This window comes from Streptomyces sp. NPDC002817 (assembly GCF_053592055.1).
Window position 1 is genome coordinate 140,060 of sequence record NZ_JBSFUY010000024.1, and the last position, 21,969, is coordinate 162,028.

At 70.9% G+C, this 21,969-nt stretch carries 18 protein-coding genes and 1 pseudogene; 10 read left to right on the top strand and 9 right to left on the bottom strand.

The window, feature by feature from the left end:
• Positions 1–2 precede the first annotated feature (2 nt).
• Together ACWD3I_RS34505 and ACWD3I_RS34510 are read left to right on the top strand one after the other, a co-directional pair.
• Positions 3–1,010: a carbohydrate ABC transporter permease gene (locus tag ACWD3I_RS34505; protein ID WP_365404000.1), complete on the top strand. Its 1,008-nt coding sequence runs from the start codon at positions 3–5 to the stop codon at positions 1,008–1,010.
• Positions 1,007–1,888, top strand: coding sequence for a carbohydrate ABC transporter permease (locus ACWD3I_RS34510; protein WP_361548026.1), 882 nt, complete (start codon positions 1,007–1,009; stop codon positions 1,886–1,888). The genes ACWD3I_RS34505 and ACWD3I_RS34510 overlap by 4 nt, the downstream gene beginning before the upstream one ends.
• On the opposite strand, the gene ACWD3I_RS34515 is transcribed toward ACWD3I_RS34510, so the two are convergent.
• Positions 1,878–4,097 (bottom strand): glycoside hydrolase family 3 N-terminal domain-containing protein, encoded by a 2,220-nt coding sequence (locus ACWD3I_RS34515; protein ID WP_365403997.1) that lies wholly within the window; start codon positions 4,095–4,097, stop codon positions 1,878–1,880. The two genes, ACWD3I_RS34510 and ACWD3I_RS34515, sit on opposite strands and share 11 nt — an antisense overlap.
• 292 nt (positions 4,098–4,389) lie before the next feature.
• The gene (locus ACWD3I_RS34520) at positions 4,390–5,577 is read right to left on the bottom strand and encodes an N-acetylglucosamine kinase (protein ID WP_365403994.1); all 1,188 of its coding nucleotides are present in this window, start codon (positions 5,575–5,577) and stop codon (positions 4,390–4,392) included.
• Between the two features lie 8 nt (positions 5,578–5,585).
• On the opposite strand from ACWD3I_RS34520, the pseudogene ACWD3I_RS34525 reads away from it, so the two are divergent.
• Positions 5,586–6,853: pseudogene (locus tag ACWD3I_RS34525) on the top strand (glycoside hydrolase 5 family protein).
• A 24-nt stretch (positions 6,854–6,877) separates the two neighbouring features.
• Here ACWD3I_RS34525 and ACWD3I_RS34530 read toward each other — a convergent pair.
• A complete protein-coding gene (locus ACWD3I_RS34530; RefSeq protein ID WP_365403991.1) occupies positions 6,878–8,353 on the bottom strand; it encodes a glycoside hydrolase family 3 N-terminal domain-containing protein in 1,476 nt (491 codons plus the stop codon).
• 108 nt (positions 8,354–8,461) lie between these two features.
• Positions 8,462–9,703, bottom strand: a complete 1,242-nt coding sequence (locus tag ACWD3I_RS34535) for an MFS transporter (RefSeq protein WP_365403988.1) — start codon at positions 9,701–9,703, stop codon at positions 8,462–8,464.
• A gap of 128 nt (positions 9,704–9,831) precedes the next feature.
• On the opposite strand from ACWD3I_RS34535, the gene ACWD3I_RS34540 reads away from it, so the two are divergent.
• Positions 9,832–10,458: an RraA family protein gene (locus ACWD3I_RS34540; RefSeq protein WP_365403985.1), complete on the top strand. Its 627-nt coding sequence runs from the start codon at positions 9,832–9,834 to the stop codon at positions 10,456–10,458.
• 45 nt (positions 10,459–10,503) lie between these two features.
• On the opposite strand, the gene ACWD3I_RS34545 is transcribed toward ACWD3I_RS34540, so the two are convergent.
• Positions 10,504–12,144 carry an esterase/lipase family protein gene (locus ACWD3I_RS34545; RefSeq protein WP_365403982.1) on the bottom strand — a complete coding sequence of 547 codons (1,641 nt, stop codon included), beginning with the start codon at positions 12,142–12,144 and terminating at the stop codon, positions 10,504–10,506.
• A 270-nt stretch (positions 12,145–12,414) separates the two neighbouring features.
• Between ACWD3I_RS34545 and ACWD3I_RS34550 the strand changes: the two genes are divergently transcribed.
• On the top strand, positions 12,415–12,591 hold the full coding sequence (locus tag ACWD3I_RS34550) for a CU044_2847 family protein (RefSeq protein ID WP_451084263.1): 177 nt from the start codon (positions 12,415–12,417) through the stop codon (positions 12,589–12,591).
• Between the two features lie 416 nt (positions 12,592–13,007).
• On the opposite strand, the gene msrB is transcribed toward ACWD3I_RS34550, so the two are convergent.
• The 4 genes from msrB to ACWD3I_RS34570 all read right to left on the bottom strand — a co-directional run bounded on the left by msrB (position 13,008) and on the right by ACWD3I_RS34570 (position 16,275).
• Positions 13,008–13,415: a peptide-methionine (R)-S-oxide reductase MsrB gene (gene msrB, locus ACWD3I_RS34555; protein ID WP_365403976.1), complete on the bottom strand. Its 408-nt coding sequence runs from the start codon at positions 13,413–13,415 to the stop codon at positions 13,008–13,010.
• Between the two features lie 19 nt (positions 13,416–13,434).
• Positions 13,435–14,823, bottom strand: coding sequence for a UDP-N-acetylmuramate--L-alanine ligase (gene murC / locus ACWD3I_RS34560; RefSeq protein WP_365403973.1), 1,389 nt, complete (start codon positions 14,821–14,823; stop codon positions 13,435–13,437).
• A 90-nt stretch (positions 14,824–14,913) separates the two neighbouring features.
• The gene (locus tag ACWD3I_RS34565) at positions 14,914–15,387 is read right to left on the bottom strand and encodes a beta/alpha barrel domain-containing protein (protein WP_199924593.1); all 474 of its coding nucleotides are present in this window, start codon (positions 15,385–15,387) and stop codon (positions 14,914–14,916) included.
• Between the two features lie 132 nt (positions 15,388–15,519).
• Positions 15,520–16,275 carry a pyrimidine reductase family protein gene (locus ACWD3I_RS34570; RefSeq protein WP_365404062.1) on the bottom strand — a complete coding sequence of 252 codons (756 nt, stop codon included), beginning with the start codon at positions 16,273–16,275 and terminating at the stop codon, positions 15,520–15,522.
• 331 nt (positions 16,276–16,606) lie between these two features.
• Between ACWD3I_RS34570 and zapE the strand changes: the two genes are divergently transcribed.
• From zapE to ACWD3I_RS34595, 5 genes are all read left to right on the top strand, one after another.
• Positions 16,607–17,713, top strand: a complete 1,107-nt coding sequence (zapE, locus tag ACWD3I_RS34575; protein ID WP_365403970.1) for a cell division protein ZapE — start codon at positions 16,607–16,609, stop codon at positions 17,711–17,713.
• Between the two features lie 395 nt (positions 17,714–18,108).
• Entirely contained in the window at positions 18,109–18,687 is a 579-nt protein-coding gene (locus tag ACWD3I_RS34580) for a carbonic anhydrase (RefSeq protein WP_365403967.1), read from the top strand.
• A gap of 5 nt (positions 18,688–18,692) precedes the next feature.
• Positions 18,693–20,150, top strand: coding sequence for a SulP family inorganic anion transporter (locus tag ACWD3I_RS34585; protein ID WP_365403964.1), 1,458 nt, complete (start codon positions 18,693–18,695; stop codon positions 20,148–20,150).
• A gap of 107 nt (positions 20,151–20,257) precedes the next feature.
• The gene (locus tag ACWD3I_RS34590; RefSeq protein ID WP_365403961.1) at positions 20,258–21,034 is read left to right on the top strand and encodes a slipin family protein; all 777 of its coding nucleotides are present in this window, start codon (positions 20,258–20,260) and stop codon (positions 21,032–21,034) included.
• 90 nt (positions 21,035–21,124) lie between these two features.
• Positions 21,125–21,969 (top strand): alkaline phosphatase PhoX (locus tag ACWD3I_RS34595; protein ID WP_451084264.1); only part of this gene is annotated, 845 nt, incomplete at its 3' end.

Consider the following 21,969-nt stretch of genomic DNA (forward strand, 5'->3'; position numbering starts at 1 on the left):
CCGTGACGGCTCAGATCACGAAGCCGGTGTCCGTGTCCGGCGCGGAGCGCACCCCCTCCGCTCCGGGCGCGAAACCCTCCCGACTCCGGGCCCTGCTGCCGGGCCCGGTGGCCGGCGCCAACGGGGCGGCGATGTACCGCCGTTGGTGGCTGCCCTGGCTGTGGACGGCCCCCGCGATCGTCTGCGCGGTGGTGTTCGGCGTGTTCCCGTTCCTCAACACGCTCCTGCTGTCGTTCACCGACGCCAAGCCACTCGGCGGCGCCGCGAGTTTCGTCGGGCTCGACAACTACACGCGGATGCTGGACGACTCCGACTTCTGGCTGGCAACGCGCAACAGCATCCTGTACGCCGTGATCGTCGTCCCGCTGATGGTCCTGCTGCCGCTGCTTCTGGCGGTCCTGGTGGAGAAGAACCTCCCCGGCATCGGCTTCTTCCGCTCGGCCTTCTACACACCGGTGCTGGCCTCCAGCGTGGTCGTCGGTCTGAGCTGGCAGTGGCTGCTCGCCGACGACGGACTGGTCAACACCTGGCTCGAGAAAGCCCACTTGATCCGGTCGGCGATCCCGTTCCTGTCCGACCCGTGGCTGATCCTGCTGTCCGCGATGGGCCTGACGCTGTGGAAGGGCCTCGGCTGGTACATGGTCTTCTACCTGGCCGCGCTCGGGAACGTACCGAAGGAACTGCACGAGGCGGCGGCCATGGACGGCGCCGGCTCGGTCCGCCGCTTCTGGCACATCACCGTGCCCGGCGTACGGCAGGCCATGATGCTCGTCGGCACGCTCACCGGTATCGGATCGCTCAGGGTGTTCACCGAGATCTACATGCTCGGCAGCTCCACCGGCGGCCCCGGCGGCGCCGACCGCACCCTGCCGTTCTACATCCGGGACGTCGGCCTGGACCCCATCACCGGCAACGCCGGTTACGGCTCCGCCGTCAGCGTGGCCCTGTTCCTGCTGACGCTGGGGCTGACCCTGCTGGCGCAGCGCCTGACGAAGGAGGACGAGTCGTGACGACCGCTGTTCCGGCCACGCGCCGGCGCCTGCTGCCACGCTGGCGGGACTACGGCCGCCCGCGCGAACTGGTCGTCCGCTATCTGCTGTTGTTCCTCGTGCTCGGCCTCACCGTGGGCCCGTTGGTCTGGCAGCTGCTGGCCTCCCTGAAGAGCACGAGCGAGGACGTCTTCGGCGCCGACGCCACCCTCCTGCCGCACGACCCGACCCTGCGCGCCTACCGCACGGTCTTCGAACAGGTCCCGGTGGCCTCGTACATCAAGAACAGCCTGATCGTGGTCGCCCTGTCGGTCACCAGCCAGCTGGTCTTCTCCACGACGGCCGGCTACATGCTCTCCAAGCCGGGCTGGAAGGGCCGCAAGGCGGTCTGGGTGGTGCTGATCGCCTCCATGATGTTCCCGTTCGAGTCGATCATGGTGTCGCTGTTCCTGAGCATCCGCGACCTCGGCCTGGTCGACAGCCTGGCCGGCGTCTGGCTGCCCGGCTTCGTCGGCGCCATCAACGTCCTGCTCATGCGCGCCGCGTTCCTCGCCGTCCCGCGTGAGATCGAGGACTCGGCCATGCTCGACGGCGCGAACGAGTGGCAGCGCTTCCGGCACCTGTATCTGCCGTCCGCGTGGGGCGCGATCCTGGTGGTGGTCATCAACACCTTCATCAGCGCCTGGGACGACTTCCTCTGGCCGCTGATCGTGCTGCGCTCGGAAAGCAACATGACGCTGACGCTGGGGCTCTCGCGTCTGCAGAGTTCGTCGTTCGGCTACGACCAGCGGATGGTCATGGCCGGATCCGTCATCTCGGTGATCCCGGTGCTGGTGCTGTTCGTGATCACCCAGCGGTGGTTCTACAAGGGCGTCTCGTCCGGGGCCGTCAAGCTCTGACGCCCCGCATGTCCAGCACGATCGGCACGGCACGCAGAGCCGCCCGGGCCGACTCCGCGACACGGATCTCGGCGGAGTCGGTCCGGGCTTCCCCCATCGACAGCGGCAGAACGACCGTACGGCGCTCGCCCGGTGCCAGGCCGACCCCCTGGAACGCGCACAGTTCGAGGGTGCGCGGCCAGGTGGACGTGATCAGACGCCTGAGATAGACCTGCACGACCGAACGCCCGTACCGCTCCCCCGTGTTGGTGACGTCGACCGTCACGGTCCCGTCGGCGATCCGGGGTGTGCCGTACGCGAAGCTCGTGTACGACAGTCCGTGCCCGAAGGAGTGGTGCGGCTCCGCGCTCTCGTCGACGTAGCCGCCGTACTCGGTGTCCTTGTGGTTGTAGTAGACGGGGAGTTGGGCGGCGGAGCGCGGGACGGAGACGGGGAGCCTGCCGGTGGGTTCCGCGAGTCCGAGCAGCACCTCGGCGATCGCCTCGCCGCCCCACGGCCCCGGGTACCAGGCCGTGAGCAGCGCACCGGCCGCGTCGGGGACGACATGCGGGCGGCCCTGGATCAGAACGACCGCCGTGGGCGTGCCCGTTGCGACGACCGCGTCCAGCAGCCGGTACTGGGCGGGGCCCAGCCGCAGATCGGCCAGGTCGACGCCCTCGCCGCAGGTCATCTCCGAAACCGCCCTGCGCGCCGCCCCGTTGGCGTCGAACTCGGTGTCGGGGGTGCGTGCGCTGCTGCCGCCAAGGACCAGCACGGCCACGTCGGAGGCGGCGGCCGCGGCGACGGCCTCGGGGATGCCGGCGAGGTCGTCGCCGGTGAGAGCGCAGCCGCGGGCGTGCCGGATGTCCACGCCGGGCGGGGCGAGCCGGCGGAGTCCGTCGAGGACGCTGCTGCCGGTGCCGGGGCGCTGTGGGGCGGTGTAGTCGCCCGACTGGTGGGCGGTGGTGGCGGCTTGGGGCCCGATCACGGCGATACGGGAGACGGTGGCCGGGATCGGCAGCATCCCTTTGTTGTCGAGGAGTGTGACGGCCGCCCGGGCGAGATCCATGCTGATCTCCCTGCCTCCGGTCGGCGGAGGGGGTGTGGTGCGCTGTCCGTCGAACAGTCCCAGCCGGAACTTGAGCCGCAGGACGCGGGCGACGGCGACGTCGAGCACCGACTCCTCGACCAGCCCCCGCTCGACGGCCTCCTCCAGATGTGTGAAGCCCTCGTCCCAGAGGCTCAGGTCGATACCGGAGTTGAGGGCGAGGGCGCCCGCGGAGATCTTGTCCCCGGTGATGCGGGCCAGCCGGTCCACGGCGAGGCCGTCCGCCATGACCAGTCCGTCGAACTCCCAGTCGTCCCGCAGGAGTTCGGTCAGCAGGGTGCGATTCCCCGAGCACGGCATGCCGTCGACCTCGTTGTACGCGGCCATGACCGCGGCCGCTCCGGCCCGGACGCCGGCACGGGCGGCGGGGAGGTGGATCTCGTGCAGTTCCCGCAGGCCGAGTTCGGACTCCGCGGAGTTGCGGCCGCCGACGGTGGCACCCTGTCCGGCGAAGTGCTTGAGGACGACGGGGGCCTTGTCGGCGGCGAAGTACTCGCGCCCGTCGCCCTGCATGCCCCGCACGAGCGCCTCGGTGAGCCGTGCCGCGAGGTGGGGATCCTCGCCGAAGCACTCTTCTGTACGGCCCCAGCGGGGGTCGCGGGCGATGTCGAGGGCCGAGACGAGGGCGACATGGCCGCCCCTGGCGCGGAGTTCGGCGGCGGCGTGCGCGGCGGCCCGCTCGTACAGCTCGGGATCCCAGGTGGCGCCGACGGCCAGGTTGACAGGCAGGACCGTGCCGTCGAGGGCCATGAGCCCGTGCGGCACCTCCTCGACGAACAGCACGGGGATACCGAGCCGGCTCCGCTCGACGACATGCCGCTGCACCAGCTCGGCGAGGGCCGCAGCGTCCTCGGCGCCGGGCCCGTTCCCGTGGTCCACGCCGGACCAGGCGTCGGCGCGCTGGAGCCCGTAGAGCGCACCGAGTCCGGCGAAGCGCTCGGTCTCCGCGTACAGGGCGTCGGTGAGTTCGTAACTTCCGTCGGGGGTACGGCGATAGGCGTCCCAGCCGTACATGCGCTGGTTGAGCTGGCCGACCTTCTCGGGGAGGGTCATGCGGGCGAGGAGGTCATGGACGCGGGCGTCGAGGAGGGCGGTGGGGTCGCGGTAGAGGGGCTCACTCATCGACTGCCTCCGCCGTGCGCGGGGCGGCCGAGGGCAGCAGGGGGCTGAGGCTGGTTCATCGCCCACCCCCACCTTGCACGGAGCCGGCAAGAGCACCAGGCCACTGAGACCGATTCAACGCCCACCCCCACCTTGCACGGAGCCGGCAAGAGCACCAGGCCACTGAGACCGATTCAACGCCCACCCCCACCTTGCACGGAGCCGGCGAGAGCACCAGGCCACTGAGACCGATTCAACGCCCACCCCCACCTTGCACGGAGCCGGCGAGAGCATCGCGAGGCGAGAGGGCCCCTCATCGTCCACCGCCCCCGTGTGCGAGCCGGGCCAGGGCCACGGCGCCCCGACAGCCGTCGGCCACCCAGTCGAGGGTCAGGCCGAGGGCGTGCAGGCGGATGGTCAGAGGTTCGGTGAGGGGGCCCTCCGGGCCGAGCAGACCGCCGGTGGCGACGAGCGGTTCGCCCGCGCGGGGCACCAAGGCCCGTACGGTATCCGTCAGTTGGTCGGCCGCCTCGTCGAGGATGCCCACCGCCACGGCGTCCTTCTTGCGGGCCGCCTCGACGACCAGCGGGGCCAGGCGGGCCAGCCGGATCGGGGGATCGGTCATGACGGCGGGGAGCAGATGCGCGCGGTAGGCCTCGCGATGGACGAGGGGCCAGTCCGGTACGCCGGGGCCGCCACCGTCGTACGACGCCACCCCGCCGCCCGCCGAGAGGCCGCCCCCGCCACGCGACACCCCAGTGCCACCCGACCCCTCGGGGTCACCGAGCCCGTCCGGGATCACGCCACCGCCGGGCAGCGCCCCACCACCCGGCGCCCCACTCCCACCCGGCAGCACCCCGTCCGGCACCCCGAAAGCCCGCCCCACCAGCACCGCCAGCCCGGTCCCCGGCCCCCGCCCGTCCGCCATCCGCAGCGCCGCCCGCACCGCGCTCCGGCCGATCCAGAACCCACTGCCGTCGTCGCCCAGCAGCCAGCCGTCGCCGTCCACCGTGGTCGTGGCCCGGCGCCCGGCGATACGCATGGCGACGGCACCCGTGCCGGCGACCAGGGCGAGGCCGTCGGCCGGAGTGCCGGGCGCGGAGGCGAAGGCGGCCTCGATGTCGCTGCAGAGGGCGACCGGCCCGGGCGGGACGCCCAGCCGTCGAAGGGCCCCGGTGAGCGCGGACCGGGCGTGGACGTACCCGGGGTCGTCCTCCGACGTCCCCGTCGCGCCCGCGAATCCGCCGGCCACGGCGACGACCCGGCCCCGCTCCGGCTCCGGCACCGCCGCGGCGATCGCCTCGGTCAGATGGTCGGTGAGCTGCGGCTCCGGGACCGTCAGAGCGTTGCCCGGACCTCCCGAGCCCTCGCCCAGCAGCCGGCCGTCCGCGGCGGACGCGCACATCGCCCGGGTGCGGGTGCCGCCCGCGTCGAGACCGACGACGAGGTCGTGCCGCGCGTCGCCCGAGTCTGCCAAGTTCTGGTTCAAATCATTGCCCATCACTGACTATGGTGGTTGATACATTCGCGCAGGACAAGAGCCGACGTGCACCGAACCCGAGGAGGATCCCATCCGTACGCTCCGCTTCGGCGTCAACTACACGCCCCGCCGCGGCTGGTTCCACGCCTGGCAGGACTTCGACCCGGCGCACGCCCGCGAGGACCTGGAGCAGATAGCCGGCCTGGGGCTCGACCACGTCCGTGTCTTCCACCTCTGGCCACTGCTCCAGCCCAACCGGACCCTCGTCCGCACCACCGCCGTCGATCAGCTGGTGCGACTCGTCGATCTGGCGGGCGAGGCCGGCCTGGACGTCCTCGTCGACGGCGTTCAGGGCCATCTGTCGAGCTTCGACTTCTACCCGGAGTGGACCCGCAGCTGGCACCACCGCAACGTCTTCACCGACCCGGACGCCATCGAGGCCCAGGCGGACCTGCTCCGCACCCTCGGCCGCGCCCTGTCCGGCCGCCCCCACCTGCTCGGCCTCCAGCTCGGCAATGAGCTCAACAACCTGGTCGAGCACAACCCGGTGACCCCCGCCGAGGTGGACCACTACCTCGACACCCTCCTGGCCGCCGCCCGCGACGGACTCGGCGAGCAGGGGATGGTCACCCACTCCGCGTACGACGCCGCCTGGTACGGCGACGACCACCCCTTCACCCCCGAGGCCTCGGCCCGCAAGGGCGATCTGACCACGGTCCACCCCTGGGTGTTCTCCGGCGACTGCGCCCGCCGCTACGGCCCCCGCTCCCCGCAGGTGCGCCATCTCGCCGAGTACGGCACCGAGTTGGCGAAGGCCTACGCCGAGGATCCGACACGCCCGGTGTGGGTCCAGGAGACGGGCGCCCCCGAACCGCACATCCCGGCCGCCGACGCCCCGGAGTTCGCCCGCGCGACGGTCCGCAACTCCGCCGACTGCGAGGGACTGTGGGGCGTGACCTGGTGGTGCTCCCACGACGTGGACCGCTCCCTCGCCGACTTCCCCGAACTCGAGTACACCCTGGGCCTGTTCGACTCGGCCGGCCGCCCCAAGCCGATCGCCGAGGCGCTCGCGGAGGCGATCAAGGAGCCGCACACGCCCCGGCCCCGCGACACCGCCCTGCTGCTGGACTGCACGCCGGGCACCCGGTCCGTGTCGGGCCCGGGCGGGGAGTACTTCGAGGAGTGGATGCGGTTGCGCACGGAAGGGGTGCGCCCGGCGGTCGTCCTGGCCGAACGGGCCGAGGACGAGGGGTACTTGGCCGCGAGGGGAATCAAGGAGGTCGTACGACCGTCCTGACCGGCTTCCCACGACCGGTCCTGATCACCTTCCGGTGAGCACCTCCGCCACCGCCCGCAGGTTCACCCGTCCCCGCCCGTAGGAGCACAGCGCACCGCCCTCCGGCAGCCCGGTGTCCACCAGTACCGCGTCGGGCCGCCGGGCCAGGAGGGTGTCGCGCAGCCGGGCCTGCCAGGGGTGGAGCCCGGCGTCGCAGGTGGCGACGACGAGGGGCCGTTCGCGGGTCAGTATCCCGTCGGCCAGGGCGGCCGGGTCCTCGGGTTCACCGGCGACCGCCGTGCCCACGGCCGTGGGGTCGAGGGCACGGACCTCGGCGAGCAGGTCCTCGCCGCCCCAGTTGAGCGCGGGGTGCGGGTGCGGGAACAGGTCGACGACATGAGCGCCGCGCACCGCGGACGGCGCTCCCTGGCCGCGCACGGCCCGGCGTGCCGCCTCCAGCCCGGCATCGGTGTCCCACGCGGCGACCTTCTCGGTCGGCGTCGCGTACCGCTCGGCGAGCCGCCGCACCCGTTCCGCCGCCTCCCACACCCGCTCCTGCGGCAGCACGCCGGAGCCCAGCGCGTCGAGGACCTCGTCCCGGCAGGCGAGCGTGACCTCCAGGTCCGGTACGGCGACGATGACCTGGTCGGCCCCGGCCGCGAGGGCGATACGCGCCCCGGCCGCCTCCCCGTACTCGTCGGCGATCGCCTTCATCTCCAGGGCGTCGCTGACCAGGACGCCGTCGAAGCCGAGGTCGTGCCGGAGCAGGTCGCCGAGGATGCGGCGGCTGAGGGTGGCGGGCCGGTTGGCGTCCAGTGCCGGGAAGACGACGTGCGCGCTCATCAGCATCGGCACCCCCGCGGCGACGGCGGCACGGAACGGTTCCAGGTCGGCGCGGAGTGCGTCGTACGGCCGTGGGTCGACCGCGATGCCGTGGTGGCTGTCGGTGTCGGTACCGCCGTGGCCCGGGAAGTGCTTGGCGCAGGAGGCGATGGAGCGCGCCTCGGTGGCGGTGATCCAGGCCCGCAGGTGCCTGGCGGCCACCTCGGGGCCGGCGCCGAAGGAGCGGGTGCGCACGATCGGGTTGCTCGGCAGGTGCTGGAGGTCGGCCACGGGGGCGTACGAGACACTGATGCCGAGGGTGGCCAGATGCCCGGCGAGTGCGTCGGCGCAGCGTGCGGTGAGGTTGGGGTCGTCGGCGACGCCGAGGGCGTAGGAGCCGGGCACCTCGGGCGCGCCCGCGCCCACCAGGTGTCCGATGCCGCCGCCCTCGTTGTCGATGGCCACCAGCAGATCCGGCCGTATCGCCCGCAGCGCGTCGGTGAGCTCGCGGACCTGCTCCGCGTCCCGCACGTTGCGGGTGAACAGGATGACTCCGCCCAGACCTCGGTCGACCAGCCGTTTCAGGGTGTCGGGGAACGTGGTCGTGCCGTCGAACCCGGCGACGAGACAGCGGTGCGCCGCCTCGTCCAGGTCGGACGGGAGGACGGGACCGGAGGCCGGGAGCGCTGAAGGGGTCACATCCGGATTCTTCTGGCTGATTCAGCCGGAAGTCAACATCATGATGGATAGTTTGATTCACCACACATCGCGTGGCCCGTGGGGCGGGGCCGCCCGCCCGGACCCGCCTCAGCCGGCGATCCGCTCCTTCTCGGGCGCCGACCGCGTCGGTGCCGTGCGGCCCGCCTCGCGCATCCGGCCGTAGGCGTAGACGCAGCCGGCCAGGGCGAGGTCGGACAGGAGCATGAAGCCGATGGAGTAGGAGTCCTTGGCGCTGTAGACCGCGCCCATGACCAGCGGGGGGACGAAGCCACCGAGGCCGCCGACCGCGCCGACGATGCCGGTCACACTGCCGACCTGCGGCTGCGGGGTGACCCGGGCGACCAGGGCGAACACCGCGCCGCTGGTGGCACCGAGGGCGGCCGCCATCACCAGGAGACAGATCGTGGCGCCCGGCATCAGGGCCGGGTCGAAGGCCTGGACGACACCGAGGACCGCCACCGCGCCCAGCGCCCAGGCGGTGACCACGGCCGGGTGGATCCGGTCCGAAAGCCACCCGCCGATCGGCCGGAACACCACCGCGACCAGGGCGAATCCGGCGGCCCTGGTGCCCGCGTCGGTGGCGTCGAGCTCGTACCAGGTCTTCAGATACGTGGGCAGATAGACGCCGAACGCGACGATGCCGCCGAACCCGATCGCGTACAGGGCGGACAGCTCCCAGGTCACCCGCAGCCGGCCGGCCTGGCCGAGGCGCGTGGTGAGCGGGGTGGACGGGATGGGCCGGTCGGGGCGGTCGTTGATGAGGAAGTAGGCGAGCACGGCGTAGACGGCGAGGGCGATCGCCAGGACGACGAAGGGCAGGTTCTCGCTGTGCCGGTACATGCGGGGCGTGAAGTAGCCGGACAGGGCGACGCCGCCCATTCCCATGCCGAAGACGCCGAGCGCCGCGCCCCGCTGCTTGGGCGGGAACCAGGAGTTGACGAGCGGGACGCCGATGGCGAACGTCGTGCCGCCGAGGCCGAGCACGAAGCCGACGGCGATCAGGGCCAGGTAGGAGTCATGGGCCGGGACGAGCAGCAGCACCGGCACGATCGTCAGGGCGCTGACCAGGGGGAACATCACCCGCGCCCCGTAGCGGTCGGTGAGCGCGCCGACCGGCACCCGTCCGAGGGAACCGACCAGCACGGGGATGGCGACCAGTTCGGACTGCGCGAACGACGACATGTGCAGTTCGTCGTCGAATTCTGCGGCCAGCGGGGCGATCAGGTTCCACGCCCAGAAGGTGAGCGTGAACCCGACGGTGGCCACCACGAGGTTGCGCCAGGCGGCGGCGGTAGGACGGTCGTCGCCGGACATCGCCACGTCGGTCATACGTGCTCCCAGACTCCGTGATCCCCCGTCCATGACGGCACGACTCGGGACGCCGGGCAACTTTTCGGGGGAGCTCTTTACCCCGCTCGATCTTGAGCGCTACGACGGATTCCGGGTCGAATGGAACGATGGACACCACATTCACCGACGCCTTCCAGGACCTTCCCCCCACCACCCTCGCCGACCTGCTGGGCCGTGCCCAGGTCATGGACATCGGCATCCGCCCGCTGTGGGACGCGCCGCGCGTCGCGGGCCCCGCGTACACGGTGCGCTGCGAGCCGGGCGACAACCTGATGCTGCACGCCGCCATCCATCGCGCCGAGCCCGGTTCGGTCGTCGTCGTCGAGTCGGGCGACCTGGACTACGCCCTGGCCGGCGGCAACGTCTGTGCCGTGGCCCGGCGCCGGGGCATCGCCGCCTTCGTGGTCGACGGCCTCGTCCGCGACCTCGCCGAGGTCCGCGAGGCCGCCTTCCCGGTCTTCGCCCGCGGAGTCATCCCGATCCCCGGCACCAAGAAGAAGCTCGGCACCCTCGGCGAACCGGTCCACGTCGGCGGCGTCCTGATCCACCCCGGCGACATCGTGGTCGCCGACGAGGAGGGCGTCGTCGTCACACCCGCGGCCCGCCGGGAGGAGATCCTCACGGCGGCGCGGGCGAAGCTCGCCCAGGAGGCGGAGGAATCACTGGACACCTGGGAGGCGAATCACCGGGCACGTATCGACAAGTCGCTGCGCGAGCTGGGCTTCACCGGCTGACGTCCCTGGACTCCCTGGACTCCCTGGTCCTTCCCTGGTTCTTCCCTACTCCTTCGCGGACTCGGGCTCCTCCGTGAACGTCACCGCCAGGGTGGCCTCGAATCCGGTGCCCTTGATCGGGAAGCGCCACGTGCCGTCCAGCCCCGATCCGGCGGCCCGGACCACGCCCTCCGATTCGACGCGGGTGGCGGCCTCCAACTCCTCCCTGGTGTCCGCGAGGCGTCCTTCGCCCGTGTGCAGATACAGCGCGGGCTCGTCGCCGTCGTCCGTCAGCAGCTGGAGGTAGTACTGCTTGCGGAAGACGACGTTGTCCGAGAATCCGATCCCGAACGAGTCCCGTTCACCGAGGTACACGTCGAGGCGGAACACCAGGCCCGTTGCCCCGTCCGCGGTCGCGGGCCGAACGGTCCGGTCGACCCAGCCCTCCCAGATCAGCCGGCCGGGCCCGGCCCAGCCGGTGGTCCGGTCTCCCGCCGCCGACAGCGACTCGTTCAACTCCGCTTCCAGAGGGGGCGGTCCATCGGTGAGGCGGTCCGAGTGGAACGGGCCGTAGCAGTTCTCCGCCTCGGGACTCTGATGGAACAGATCGAAGTCGACTCCCCTCGGTTTCACAGAGACCCCGAAGTAGAACTCGCTGCGGCCGAAGAAATCCTTCCCGCGCAGCACTTCCGCCGATTCGAGGTGCAGCCGCACATGGTGGGTGCCGTGGAAGAACCTCATGGCGATCTCGAACGCCTCGCGCGAGGTGATGAGGGAGTCCGGCCCGCCGTGGCACTTGTGCACGAACGTCCTTGGCGCGCCCGGTAGTTGGGCCGCCGCCTGCTTCACCAGTCCGTCACTGCGGTTGTGGACCAGGGTGCCTTCGTCGGTCAGACTCACGATCCGGTTCGCCACCGAGGCGATAGCGACCCCGAAACTGCGGTGGTCCGTCCCCACCACGGTCAGGACGCGCTCGACGGGGAACCAGTCGTTCCAGCGCCTGAACTCCGTGCTCCCCGGATCGAACGCCGCGAGTTCGTCCGCCGCCTCGGCCACCCCGGGCACGTGTTCCACGAGTGCGCGCGGCAGCACCTGGAAGGCGATGCCCCGGTGCGGGGTACCGAGCGTCACGATCCGGTGGACCAGTTCCCCCGGGCGCGGTTCCCCCGCCGGGGCGGCGCTCATCTGCCGGAGCGCGGCCCGTACGACGAGCCCTCCCATGCTGTGCGCCACGATGTCGACACCCGGGAACGGTTCCCCGCCACCGCCGTTCCGGGCGGCGGCGCGCCGAATGATGTCGATCAGGCGTACCAGCCCCGCCCCGTATCCCTCGATCGTCCTCGGTTCGAGGTCGTAGTAGCGGTAGATCCACAGCGTTCCGTCCACGCCGTCGCGCAGCACACGCTCCGCCATGCCCGGATCGAGGACCACGCTCCCGGACAGGAGATCGTCGTCCCAGCCCCACTCACCCGGCGGTGCGGGCAGCGGTCGGGTGTAGTAGCCGACGACGTTGGTGGCGTCCCGGTAGGGATGCTCCAGATACTTCAACGCCCGCAGCACGAAGCCCTCGTAGATGAAGTTCTCGCCGCGACGACTGGGATACACGGTCCCTTCGTTGAAGCCCTGGTAGGCATTGCGCCGAACACCACCGACATCCGGTCCGCCGAAGCCTCGCACCAGAATCATGGGCCGTACGAAAGCGGTCATCGCGCCCTCCCCCGATCGTGAACCTGGGCACCTCCGCAGTCCCGCCCTACCAGAGCCCCGGCCGCGTGACCACACCCCCGTCAAGCAACTACGCCCCGAACCAGGCCCGTTCAGCGCCCCATGCGCAGAGACCGTGCGCCCGACGGCGTACCAGTCACCGGACCGGGAAGCCTCGCGAAGTCAACACCCGGGGCACGCTCGTAGGCCTCGATCGAACTCGACGACGGCTCGCTGCTGCGCGTGGAACCGCCACGCCGTCCGCCCCTCGGCATGCGCCCGCCGACGCGTCCGGTGCCGCGCAGGCCCGACCGGATCACCTTGGAGTTCGGGGTGAAGGTGACCGCCGAGGCCGGTGTGGCGCTTGCCAGGACCGTCGCGGAGGCGCACTTCACCGTGGGCGTGGAAGGGGACACGACGGGTGGACGGGACGGATCCGGTGAGGTCTGACGGTCTTCCCCCTCCCGAGGCCCGCTACGAACGGGGCGCCGCGCGGGTGTTCGACCCGGACGGGGCGGTCGCGGGAGCGGGTTTCCTCGTCGGCGAACGGCTGGTGTGCACCTGCGCCCACGTCGTCCAGGAAGGCGACGGCAGCCGCCCGGACCGACCGGTCACCGTCGCGTCCCTGAGCCGAGCGGTCCCGTTACGGGCCCCGATGACGCCCGAAGCGCTCACCTCGTACGCCGACGAAGCCCTCACCGCATGCCTTGCGCGGAGCGACGTCCCGGAGAGGCTGCCGCCCGCACGACACCCTCTGCTCCACGGCACCCGGCCCCTACAGCCCCGCCCAGCGCACGGCCCCGCGCCTGCGTCTCGCCCGGGACACGTCACCGTGCCCGGGCGACTGACGCCGCGACGCCGTCGGATCAGCCCTCGTCCGGCGTCAGCCGCAACGAGATGCTGTTGATGCAGTACCGCTGATCCGTCGGGGTGGCATACCCCTCCCCCTCGAACACATGTCCAAGATGCGACCCGCACCGAGCACACCGCACCTCGGTCCGCACCATCCCGTGGGACCGGTCGGACACCAGTTCCACGGCGTCGGTGTCCTTCGGGTCGTAGAAGGAGGGCCAGCCGCAGTGGGACTCGAACTTCGTGGTGGAGGTGAAGAGTTCGGCGCCGCAGGCGCGGCAGGAGTAGACGCCCGTCGTCTTGGTGTCGGTGTACTCACCGGTGAAGGCGGGCTCCGTGGCGGCCTGGCGCAGAACGGTGTACTCGGCCGGGTTCAACTCCGCACGCCACTGCTCGTCCGGCTTTTCGACGTCGTACGACATGTTGCTCAGCCCCTATCCACTACGCGAGACGGTCCAGGATGCGCGGGCCGAGGTCCGTGACGTCGCCCGCGCCCATGGTGAGAACGAGATCGCCGGGCTTCGTCATTCCCGCGACCACCGCGGGGACGTCCGCCTTGTCGTGGACCGGTGTCACGTCGGCGCCCGCGGCGCGCGCCGCGTCGATGATGAGGTCGCTGGTGACGCCGGGGATCGGGTCCTCGCGGGCCGGGTAGATGTCCAGGACCAGCGAGGCGTCCGCGAGGGACAGCGACTGGCCCATCTCCTTGCCCAGCTCCTGGGTGCGGGAGAAGAGGTGGGGCTGGAAGACCACCAGGATGCGGGCGTCGCCGACGGCCCCGCGCATCGCCTCCAGGTCGGCCGTCATCTCGGTCGGGTGGTGGGCGTAGGAGTCGATGACCTGGACACCGGCCACCTCGCCCTTGAGCTGGAGGCGCCGCTTCACGCCCGTGTACGCGGCCAGGGCGGGAGCGAGGTCCGTCGCGGGGATGCCGAGCGCGACGCCCGCCGCGAGGGCGGCGACCGCGTTGTGCGCGTAGTGGCGGCCGGGGACGGAGACCGTGAAGGTGAGCGGCGTGCCGTCCAGCTCGACCGTGACCTCGCTCTTCAGACCCTGGGCCACCACCGACAGCACTCGTACGTCGGCGTCCTCCGCCTCTCCGTACGTCACCGTCCGCACCGAAGGAGCCACCCGTCGCGTCAGCTCCCGCGCGCCCTCGTGGTCGGAGGAGATCACCAGCGTGCCGCCAGGGACGATCTTTCCGGTGAACGTCTCGAAGGACTCGTAGATCTCGTCCATGGAAGCGTAGTTCGCGTGGTGGTCGAGCTCGACGTTGAGGACGATCGCGACCTCGGGGGCGTACTTGTGGAAGCTTCGGTCCGATTCGTCCGCCTCGGCGACGAAGATCTCGCCGTCGCCGTGCAGCGCGTTGGAGCCGGGGGCGTCCAGGTCGCCGCCGATCGCGTACGACGGCCGCAGGCCGAGTTCCGACAGCGAGACCGCCAGCATCGAGGTGGTCGTGGTCTTGCCGTGGGTGCCCGCCACCGCGATCGGGCGCAGGCCCTCCATCAGGGCGGCCAGCGCGTCGGAACGGTGCACCACCGGGATGCCCAGCTCGGCCGCGCGGGCCAGCTCGGGGTTGTCCCGGCGGATCGCGGACGACACGACCACACAGCTCGCGTCGTCCGCGAGATGCTCCGCCGCGTGCCCGATGTGCACGGTGGCGCCCAGCGCACGCAGCGCCTCGGCGGTCGCCGACTCCTTGGCATCACTGCCCGCCACCTTCGCCCCACGCTGCGCGAGGATCTTCGCGATCCCCGACATCCCGGCGCCGCCGATGCCGATGAAGTGCGGTCGGTCCATGGCGGTGGGAAGGGTGCCGGGTGCCACGTGATGTCTCCCTGTGCATACAGATACGGCGGACGTTCAGCGCCCCAGCCTATTCGTTGCGATGACGGAGCAGGACCCGCACCCGACGAGCTACGCCTTGCTGTGCGAGAACAATTTCAGCACCGGCACCCCCACCTTGTGCCGAGCCCGCGAAGCCCAGTCCCGGTGGAAGAACTCCTCCACATAGTGCGGATCGGTCAGCACGATCACCTCGTCCGCCCCGACCTCCTCCACCAGCCCCTTCAACGCGTCCAGCGGATGATCCTCGATCAACCGCCCCTCCGCCGCGTTCCCGGAGCCCCGCAGCGCCTGCAGGGACACCTCCAGCGCCCGCTCCCCGAAGGGCCTCGCGGCATCGCCCTCGGGTACCTCACGCTCCTTCGCCGCCTCGTCCAGTTCGCCCAGTGCGACGTCGTCGATGGCCCGCAGCAGGCGGTCCGCCTGGTCGCCGCGCGGCTGGAGCAGTACATGGAAGGAGACCTGCTCGTCGCCGTGCAAGGTGGTGACGAACTCCACGTCGGCGGACGTCAGGGCCTTTTCGATCATCAGTACGCTTGTGAACACCGAGCGCCCCTTCTGCGGAAACCATCCTGCCCCGTGATCTCACGGGGCTGCGAGATTCAGTGTGCCCGTCGGAAGCTAAACGGAACGGTAGATTCCGCCGATTTCGGGACCGGCGGTACCGCTGAACGATTTTCAAGTGCGCTGGTAGCGGCCGAAGAGAAACCCCTCCTCCTCCAGCAGGGACACCAGTGCGAACCGATGCGGAACCGCGACGGACGGTCCCCCGGCGATGCGCTGGGCATCGCCCGCGGTGAGCATCGGGGCGACGGTCAGGCAGAGCTCGTCGAGCACGCCGGCGGCCACGAACTGACCGAGCAGCCGCGGGCCGCCCTCGGTCAGCAGCCGGGTGAATCCGAGGTCCGCGAGAGCCCGTACGGCACGGGCGGGCTCCACGCCGACACCGTCACCGGCGATCACGACCCGGGCGCCCGCCTTCTCCGCGGTCGCGATCCGGTCGGGGGCGGCCGCCGCGCCGGTCAGGATCAGGGTGGGGACGAGGGGGGAGGTGAACAGCGGAAGGGAGAAGTCCAGCTCCAGACCGGCGCTGACCACCGCGATCGCCGGCGCGGGTCCCTGTCCGGCCGCCTCTCTGCGCTCGGCGAACTCCGCACGCGCGCGTGCGGGCCGGTAACCCTCCTGCCGTACCGTTTCCGCGCCGACGACGACCACGTCCGCCAGCCCCCTGAGCGTGCCGAAGATCCGCATGTCGGCCGCGATGGAGATGGGCTGCGACTTCCCGTCGTGCTGGGCGGCACCGTCCAGCGTCGACACCATGTTCGCCCGCAACCAGGCCACCGGCGCCCCGCCGGCCACGGGCTCGGGATAGGCGTAGGCCTCGGCCAGCTCGCCGAGACTCCACTCCCGGTCGACGAGATCGGCACCGGGCACAGCACCCGCCCCGGAGTCGGCGCGCGAGAAAGGACCGGCGCCGGACCCACCCGGAGCACGCACCGCTCCACCCCCCTCTCCGACAGCACCGGACCCGTCCGCCCCGGGTACCCCACCGAAGCCTTCCGTCACAGCACCGCCGGTACCGCCGCCCGCACCGCCGGGCACAACGACCGCACCCCCGGCCTCGGCACCCCCGGAGCCCTCGACCGCACCCCCCGTCCCCACACCCCCGGCCCCACCGCCGGAGGCCCTCGTCGCTGTCTGGTCGGTCACAGGGAACAGGCGTCGCATGTCGTGCAGTGTGGCACGGCGCTTAGCATGGGGAACCGTGTCGTCCTCCACCGCCGCCTCCGGGATCAGCCCGATAGCAGACGCGGCCCCGATGTCCCTGTGCTCCCGTGAGCCGCACGTCCCCGCGGACCGGCTCGTCGCCGAGATGGTGCCGCCGCCGCGGTTCGACTCGGTGCGGTTCGGCACGTACATCCCGGACCCGAACCAGCCCAGCCAGTTCGAGGCCGTCCGGGTACTGGAAGGCTTCGCCGGTGGACTCGGCGGGGCGCATGCCGTCGGCGGCGGGAAACGCGGGCTTTTCGGGTTCGGGAAGGCCAAGGCGCCCAAGGTGCCGGCCGGCCCCCGCGGCGTCTATCTCGACGGCGGCTACGGCGTCGGCAAGACCCATCTGCTCGCCTCCCTCTGGCACGCCACCCCGGCGGAGCCCCCGCTCAAGGCGTTCGGCACCTTCGTCGAGCTGACCAACCTCGTGGGCGCCCTGGGCTTCCAGAAGACGGTCCAGACGCTCTCCGGCCACCGTCTCCTCTGCATCGACGAGTTCGAGCTCGACGACCCGGGCGACACCGTCCTGGTCTCCACCCTGCTCGGCAAGCTCGTCGACGCGGGTGTCGCCCTCGCCGCCACCTCCAACACACTCCCCGGCAAGCTCGGCGAGGGCCGCTTCGCCGCGGTCGACTTCCTGCGCGAGATCCAGGGGCTCAGCGCCCACTTCCGGCCACTGCGCATCGACGGCGAGGACTACCGCCACCGCGGTCTGCCCGCGGCACCGGCCCCCTACTCCGAGGAACAGGTCACCAAGGCGGCGTACGCGACCGAGGGCTCCTCGCTGGACGACTTCCCGCAACTCCTCGACCACCTCGCCCGCGTCCACCCCAGCCGGTACGGCGCGCTGACCGATGGCCTGAAGGTGGTGTGTCTCACCGACGTACAGCCGATTCCGGACCAGTCCACCGCGCTGCGTCTCGTCGTGCTCGCGGACCGGCTGTACGACCGCGAGGTCCCGGTCCTCACGTCCGGACAGCCGTTCGACCAGCTGTTCAGCGAGGAGATGCTCAAGGGCGGGTACCGCAAGAAGTACTTCCGGGCCATCTCCCGGCTCACCGCGCTGGCCCGCGACGGCAAGGGACTCGTCGAGCCCGCCTAACCGGTGAACTCCCGCAGGTCAAGGGCTGGTTCCCGCCACCCGACCTATGAGTTTCAGGCTCTCTTCAGCTCGAAACGTTAAGTTAACCCTGCAAACAACTTTGCAGGGTTAACGTGTTTCTTGACCAGGCATTGACCATGTCTTGGCAAGCGCGTGAGCCGTGAACCATAGGGAGGGGGACGCATGTTGCGAGACAAACCGACACGGACCGGGCTCTCAACCCCTGCCGTGAGTCCACTCCCCCTCACCTTCTTCGCTGTCACGGCATCGTTCGCAACCGCGCACACAGCTAGTGAGGCTTCGACCAGAGCTCTGCCTCACAGATAACGGCAGTACCCCCCACCTGTCATGTACGTCCGACGCGCCGCTGCAGGCGCGCCAGGAGGAGTCACCACATGCAGCCCCTCATCGACAACGCCCGTCTGTTCGGACAGCGCCCTGAGGAGTTCGCCAAGCTCGCAGAAGGCCAGTCCCCTCAGGTCCTGTTCATCACCTGCTCCGACTCCAGGGTCGTCCCGGCCCTGATCACAGGCGCCGGCCCCGGCGAGCTCTTCGAGCTGCGCACCGCCGGCAACATCGTCCCGCCGTACACCTCCGAGCACCCCACCAGCGAGGCGGCCACCATCGAGTACGCCGTCGAAGTGCTCGGCGTCAGCGACATCGTGGTCTGCGGCCACTCGCACTGCGGCGCCGTCGGCGCCCTGGTGCGCGGCGACGACCTGACCGCCGTACCCGCCGTGCGTGACTGGCTCACGCACGCCGCGCCGCGCCCCACGGGGGCGCCAGAGGATCCGGCCGTGGCCGAGGGCGTGCAGAGCCACGTCCTGACGCAGCTGCTGCGGCTGCGCTCCTACCCGTTCATCGAAGAGAAGTTGACGGCTCGTCAACTCACCCTCCGCGCCTGGTACTACGAGGTGCACACCGGTGCTGTGCGGGAACACCGCGCGGACACCGACACGTTCGAGGCGCTGTGATCGCGATGATGACCAAATACCCTCATCTGCGGCAGGACTTCGCCGCCTCTCTGGTCGTCTTCCTGGTCGCGCTCCCGCTGTGCGTCGGTGTGGCCGTCGCCTCCGGCGTACCGGCCGAACTCGGTCTGGTCACCGGCATCGTGGGCGGCATCGTCACCGGTCTCATGCGCGGCAGCAGCCTGCAGGTCTCCGGACCGGCGGCGGGTCTGACCGTGCTGGTCTTCGAGGCGGTCCAGGAGTTCGGGCTGCCCGTGCTCGGTGTGATCGTGCTGGCCACGGGCGTGCTCCAGATCCTCATGGGCGCCCTGAAGCTGGGCCGTTGGTTCCGGGCCATCTCGGTCTCCGTCGTCGAGGGCATGCTCGCCGGCATCGGCCTCGTACTGATCGCCGGACAGCTGTACGCGATGGCCGACACCAAGGCCCCCGCCTCGGGCCTCGGGAAGATAGCCGGACTGCCCGGCGCGCTCGCGGACGCCGTCGGGAACGCCGGGGCGCTGGCCTCGCTCGGACTCGGGGTCGGCACCATCGCCGTCCTCGTGCTGTGGAAGCGCATGCCGGCGAAGGTGCGCACCGTGCCCGGTCCGCTCGCCGCGGTCGGTCTGGCCACGCTCGCCGGTCTGGCGTTCTCCATGCCGGTGGCGACCGTCGAGGTGCAGGGGCTGCTGGGTTCCATCCAGCCGCCGTCCTTCACCGCCTTCGGTGAGCTCGCGAACATCGGCGTGCTCGCCACGATCGTCGCGTTCACCCTGATCGCGTCCGCCGAGTCGCTGTTCAGCGCGGCGGCCGTGGACCGGCTGCACGACGGGCCGCGCACCGCGTACGACAAGGAACTGGTCGCGCAGGGCGCGGGCAACGCCCTCTGCGGTGTGCTCGGCGCGCTGCCGATGACCGCGGTGATCGTGCGCAGTGCGGCGAACGTCCAGGCGGGCGCGAAGACCAAGGCGTCCCGGGTCATGCACGGCGTATGGCTGCTGCTGTTCGCGGCGCTGCTTCCGGGCGTCCTCGCCTACATCCCGATCCCGGCGCTCGCCGGCATCCTGGTCTACTCCGGCGCCAAGCTGATCCCGGTACGGGAGATCGTGTCGCTGTGGCGCGAGCACCGCGGTGAGGCGCTGATCCTGGTGGTCACGGCCGTGTCGATCGTCGCGGTCAGCATGTTCGAGGGCGTCCTCATCGGCCTCGCGCTGGCCGTCGCCAAGACCGCCTGGGAGGCCTCGCACCTGAAGCTGGAGGTCGTGGACAAGGGCGCCGGACCCGTCCAGGCGTATCTGTCGGGCAACGCGACCTTCCTCAGGCTGCCGAAGATCCTCGACAACCTGGAGTCCCTGCCGCAGGACCGCCCGGTGGAGCTGGACCTCTCCGGTCTGCACCACCTGGACCACGCCTGCCGTACGGCGCTGGAGAACTGGGCCGAGCGGCACAGCGCGGTCGGCACGGAGCCGGTGCGGGTCACCGCGCAGTAGGGCGCACCACGCGATCCACACCCGGTACCTGGTCCGTAGCCTCGGACCAGGTACCGGGCATATCGTTGCAGGAGCGGACAAACAGGCCTCTCAGTGAGGGGGTCGTCATGCTCCAGGAGCTCCTGACCGTGGCCGCGGCAGCCGGTTCCGCCTGCGTGGTCTATGTCGCCGCCGGGGCGCGGGTCGTCAAGCAGTACGAGCGCGGGGTGATCTTCCGGCTCGGGCGGCTGATGGACGACGTGCGGGCGCCCGGGTTCACGATGGTGATCCCGTTCGTGGACCGGATGTACAAGGTCAACATGCAGATCGTCACGCTGCCGATCCCGGCCCAGGAGGGCATCACCCGGGACAACGTGACGGTGCGTGTGGACGCGGTCGTCTACTTCCGGGTGATCGACGCGGCGAGCGCGCTCGTGAAGGTCGAGGACTACAAGTTCGCGGTCTCCCAGATGGCGCAGACGTCCCTGCGCTCGATCATCGGCAAGAGCGAGCTGGACGACCTGCTCTCCAACCGCGAGAAGCTCAATGAGGGCCTGGAGCTGATGATCGACAGCCCGGCCGTCGGCTGGGGCGTGCAGGTCGACCGCGTCGAGATCAAGGACGTATCGCTGCCGGACGCGATGAAGCGCTCCATGGCCCGGCAGGCGGAGGCCGACCGCGAGCGCCGCGCCCGGATCATCAACGCGGACGCCGAACTCCAGGCGTCGAAGAAACTCGCCGAGGCCGCGAAGGAGATGTCCGAGCAGCCGGCCGCGCTCCAGCTGCGGTTGCTCCAGACGGTGGTGGCGGTGGCCGCCGAGAAGAACTCCACCCTGGTCCTCCCCTTCCCGGTGGAGCTGCTGCGCTTCCTGGAGAGGGCCCAGGAGCACCCCACCGACAGGTGACACCTCTACGCGCGTGGTTCCCGGAGCCCGCGCCAGGTGATAGACACAGCGGCGTCACATCCTGTCCGCCAGCAGGAAGGTTGCTGCTCCATGTCCGCAACACGACGTCAGGTGCTCGCCCGCTCCGGCGCCTTGGGGGCGGGTATCGCCTTCACCGGCGCCCTCTCCGAGCTCTTCACGGGCACCGCCGCCGCACAGAACCTCGGCCACACCGGCTACGGCCCGCTCGTCCCCGACCCGAACGGCCTGCTCGATCTGCCGGAAGGTTTCCGCTACAAGGTCCTCTCCCGTGAGGGCGGCAAGCTCTCCTACGACCAGGGGCTCGTCCCCTCCAACCACGACGGCATGGCCGCCTTCGCCGGCAGACACGGCCGCGTCCACCTGGTCCGCAACCACGAGAACCGCAACACCGGCAGGATCCCCGTCCCGACGATCGACGGCCTCACCTACGACCCCATGGGCAAGGGCGGCTGTACGGCCCTGACGCTCGACGGCCGCAACAAGGTCCTGTCCGAGCAGGTCGCCATCGCCGGCACCGCCGTCAACTGCGCGGGCGGGCCCACCCCTTGGGGCACCTGGCTGACCTGCGAGGAGACCGAGGACAAAGCCGGCACCAACGGCTACACCAAGGACCACGGCTTCATCTTCGAGGTCGACGGCGCCGACCCGCGCCGCTCCGGGGCGGTCCCGCTGACCGCGATGGGCCGCTTCCAGCACGAGGCGATCGCCGTCGATCCCAAGCGCGGCATCGTCTACGAGACCGAGGACGCGTTCCTCAAGCCGTTCGGCCTCTTCTACCGCTTCCTGCCGAACAAGCCGCTGGGCGGTCTGGGTTCCCTGCGCGCGGGCGGAAGGCTCCAGGCGATGCGCGTGCCCGGCGTACCGGACCTGTCCTCGATCCAGGAGACGGGCGCGTGCTTCGAGGGCGTCGAGTG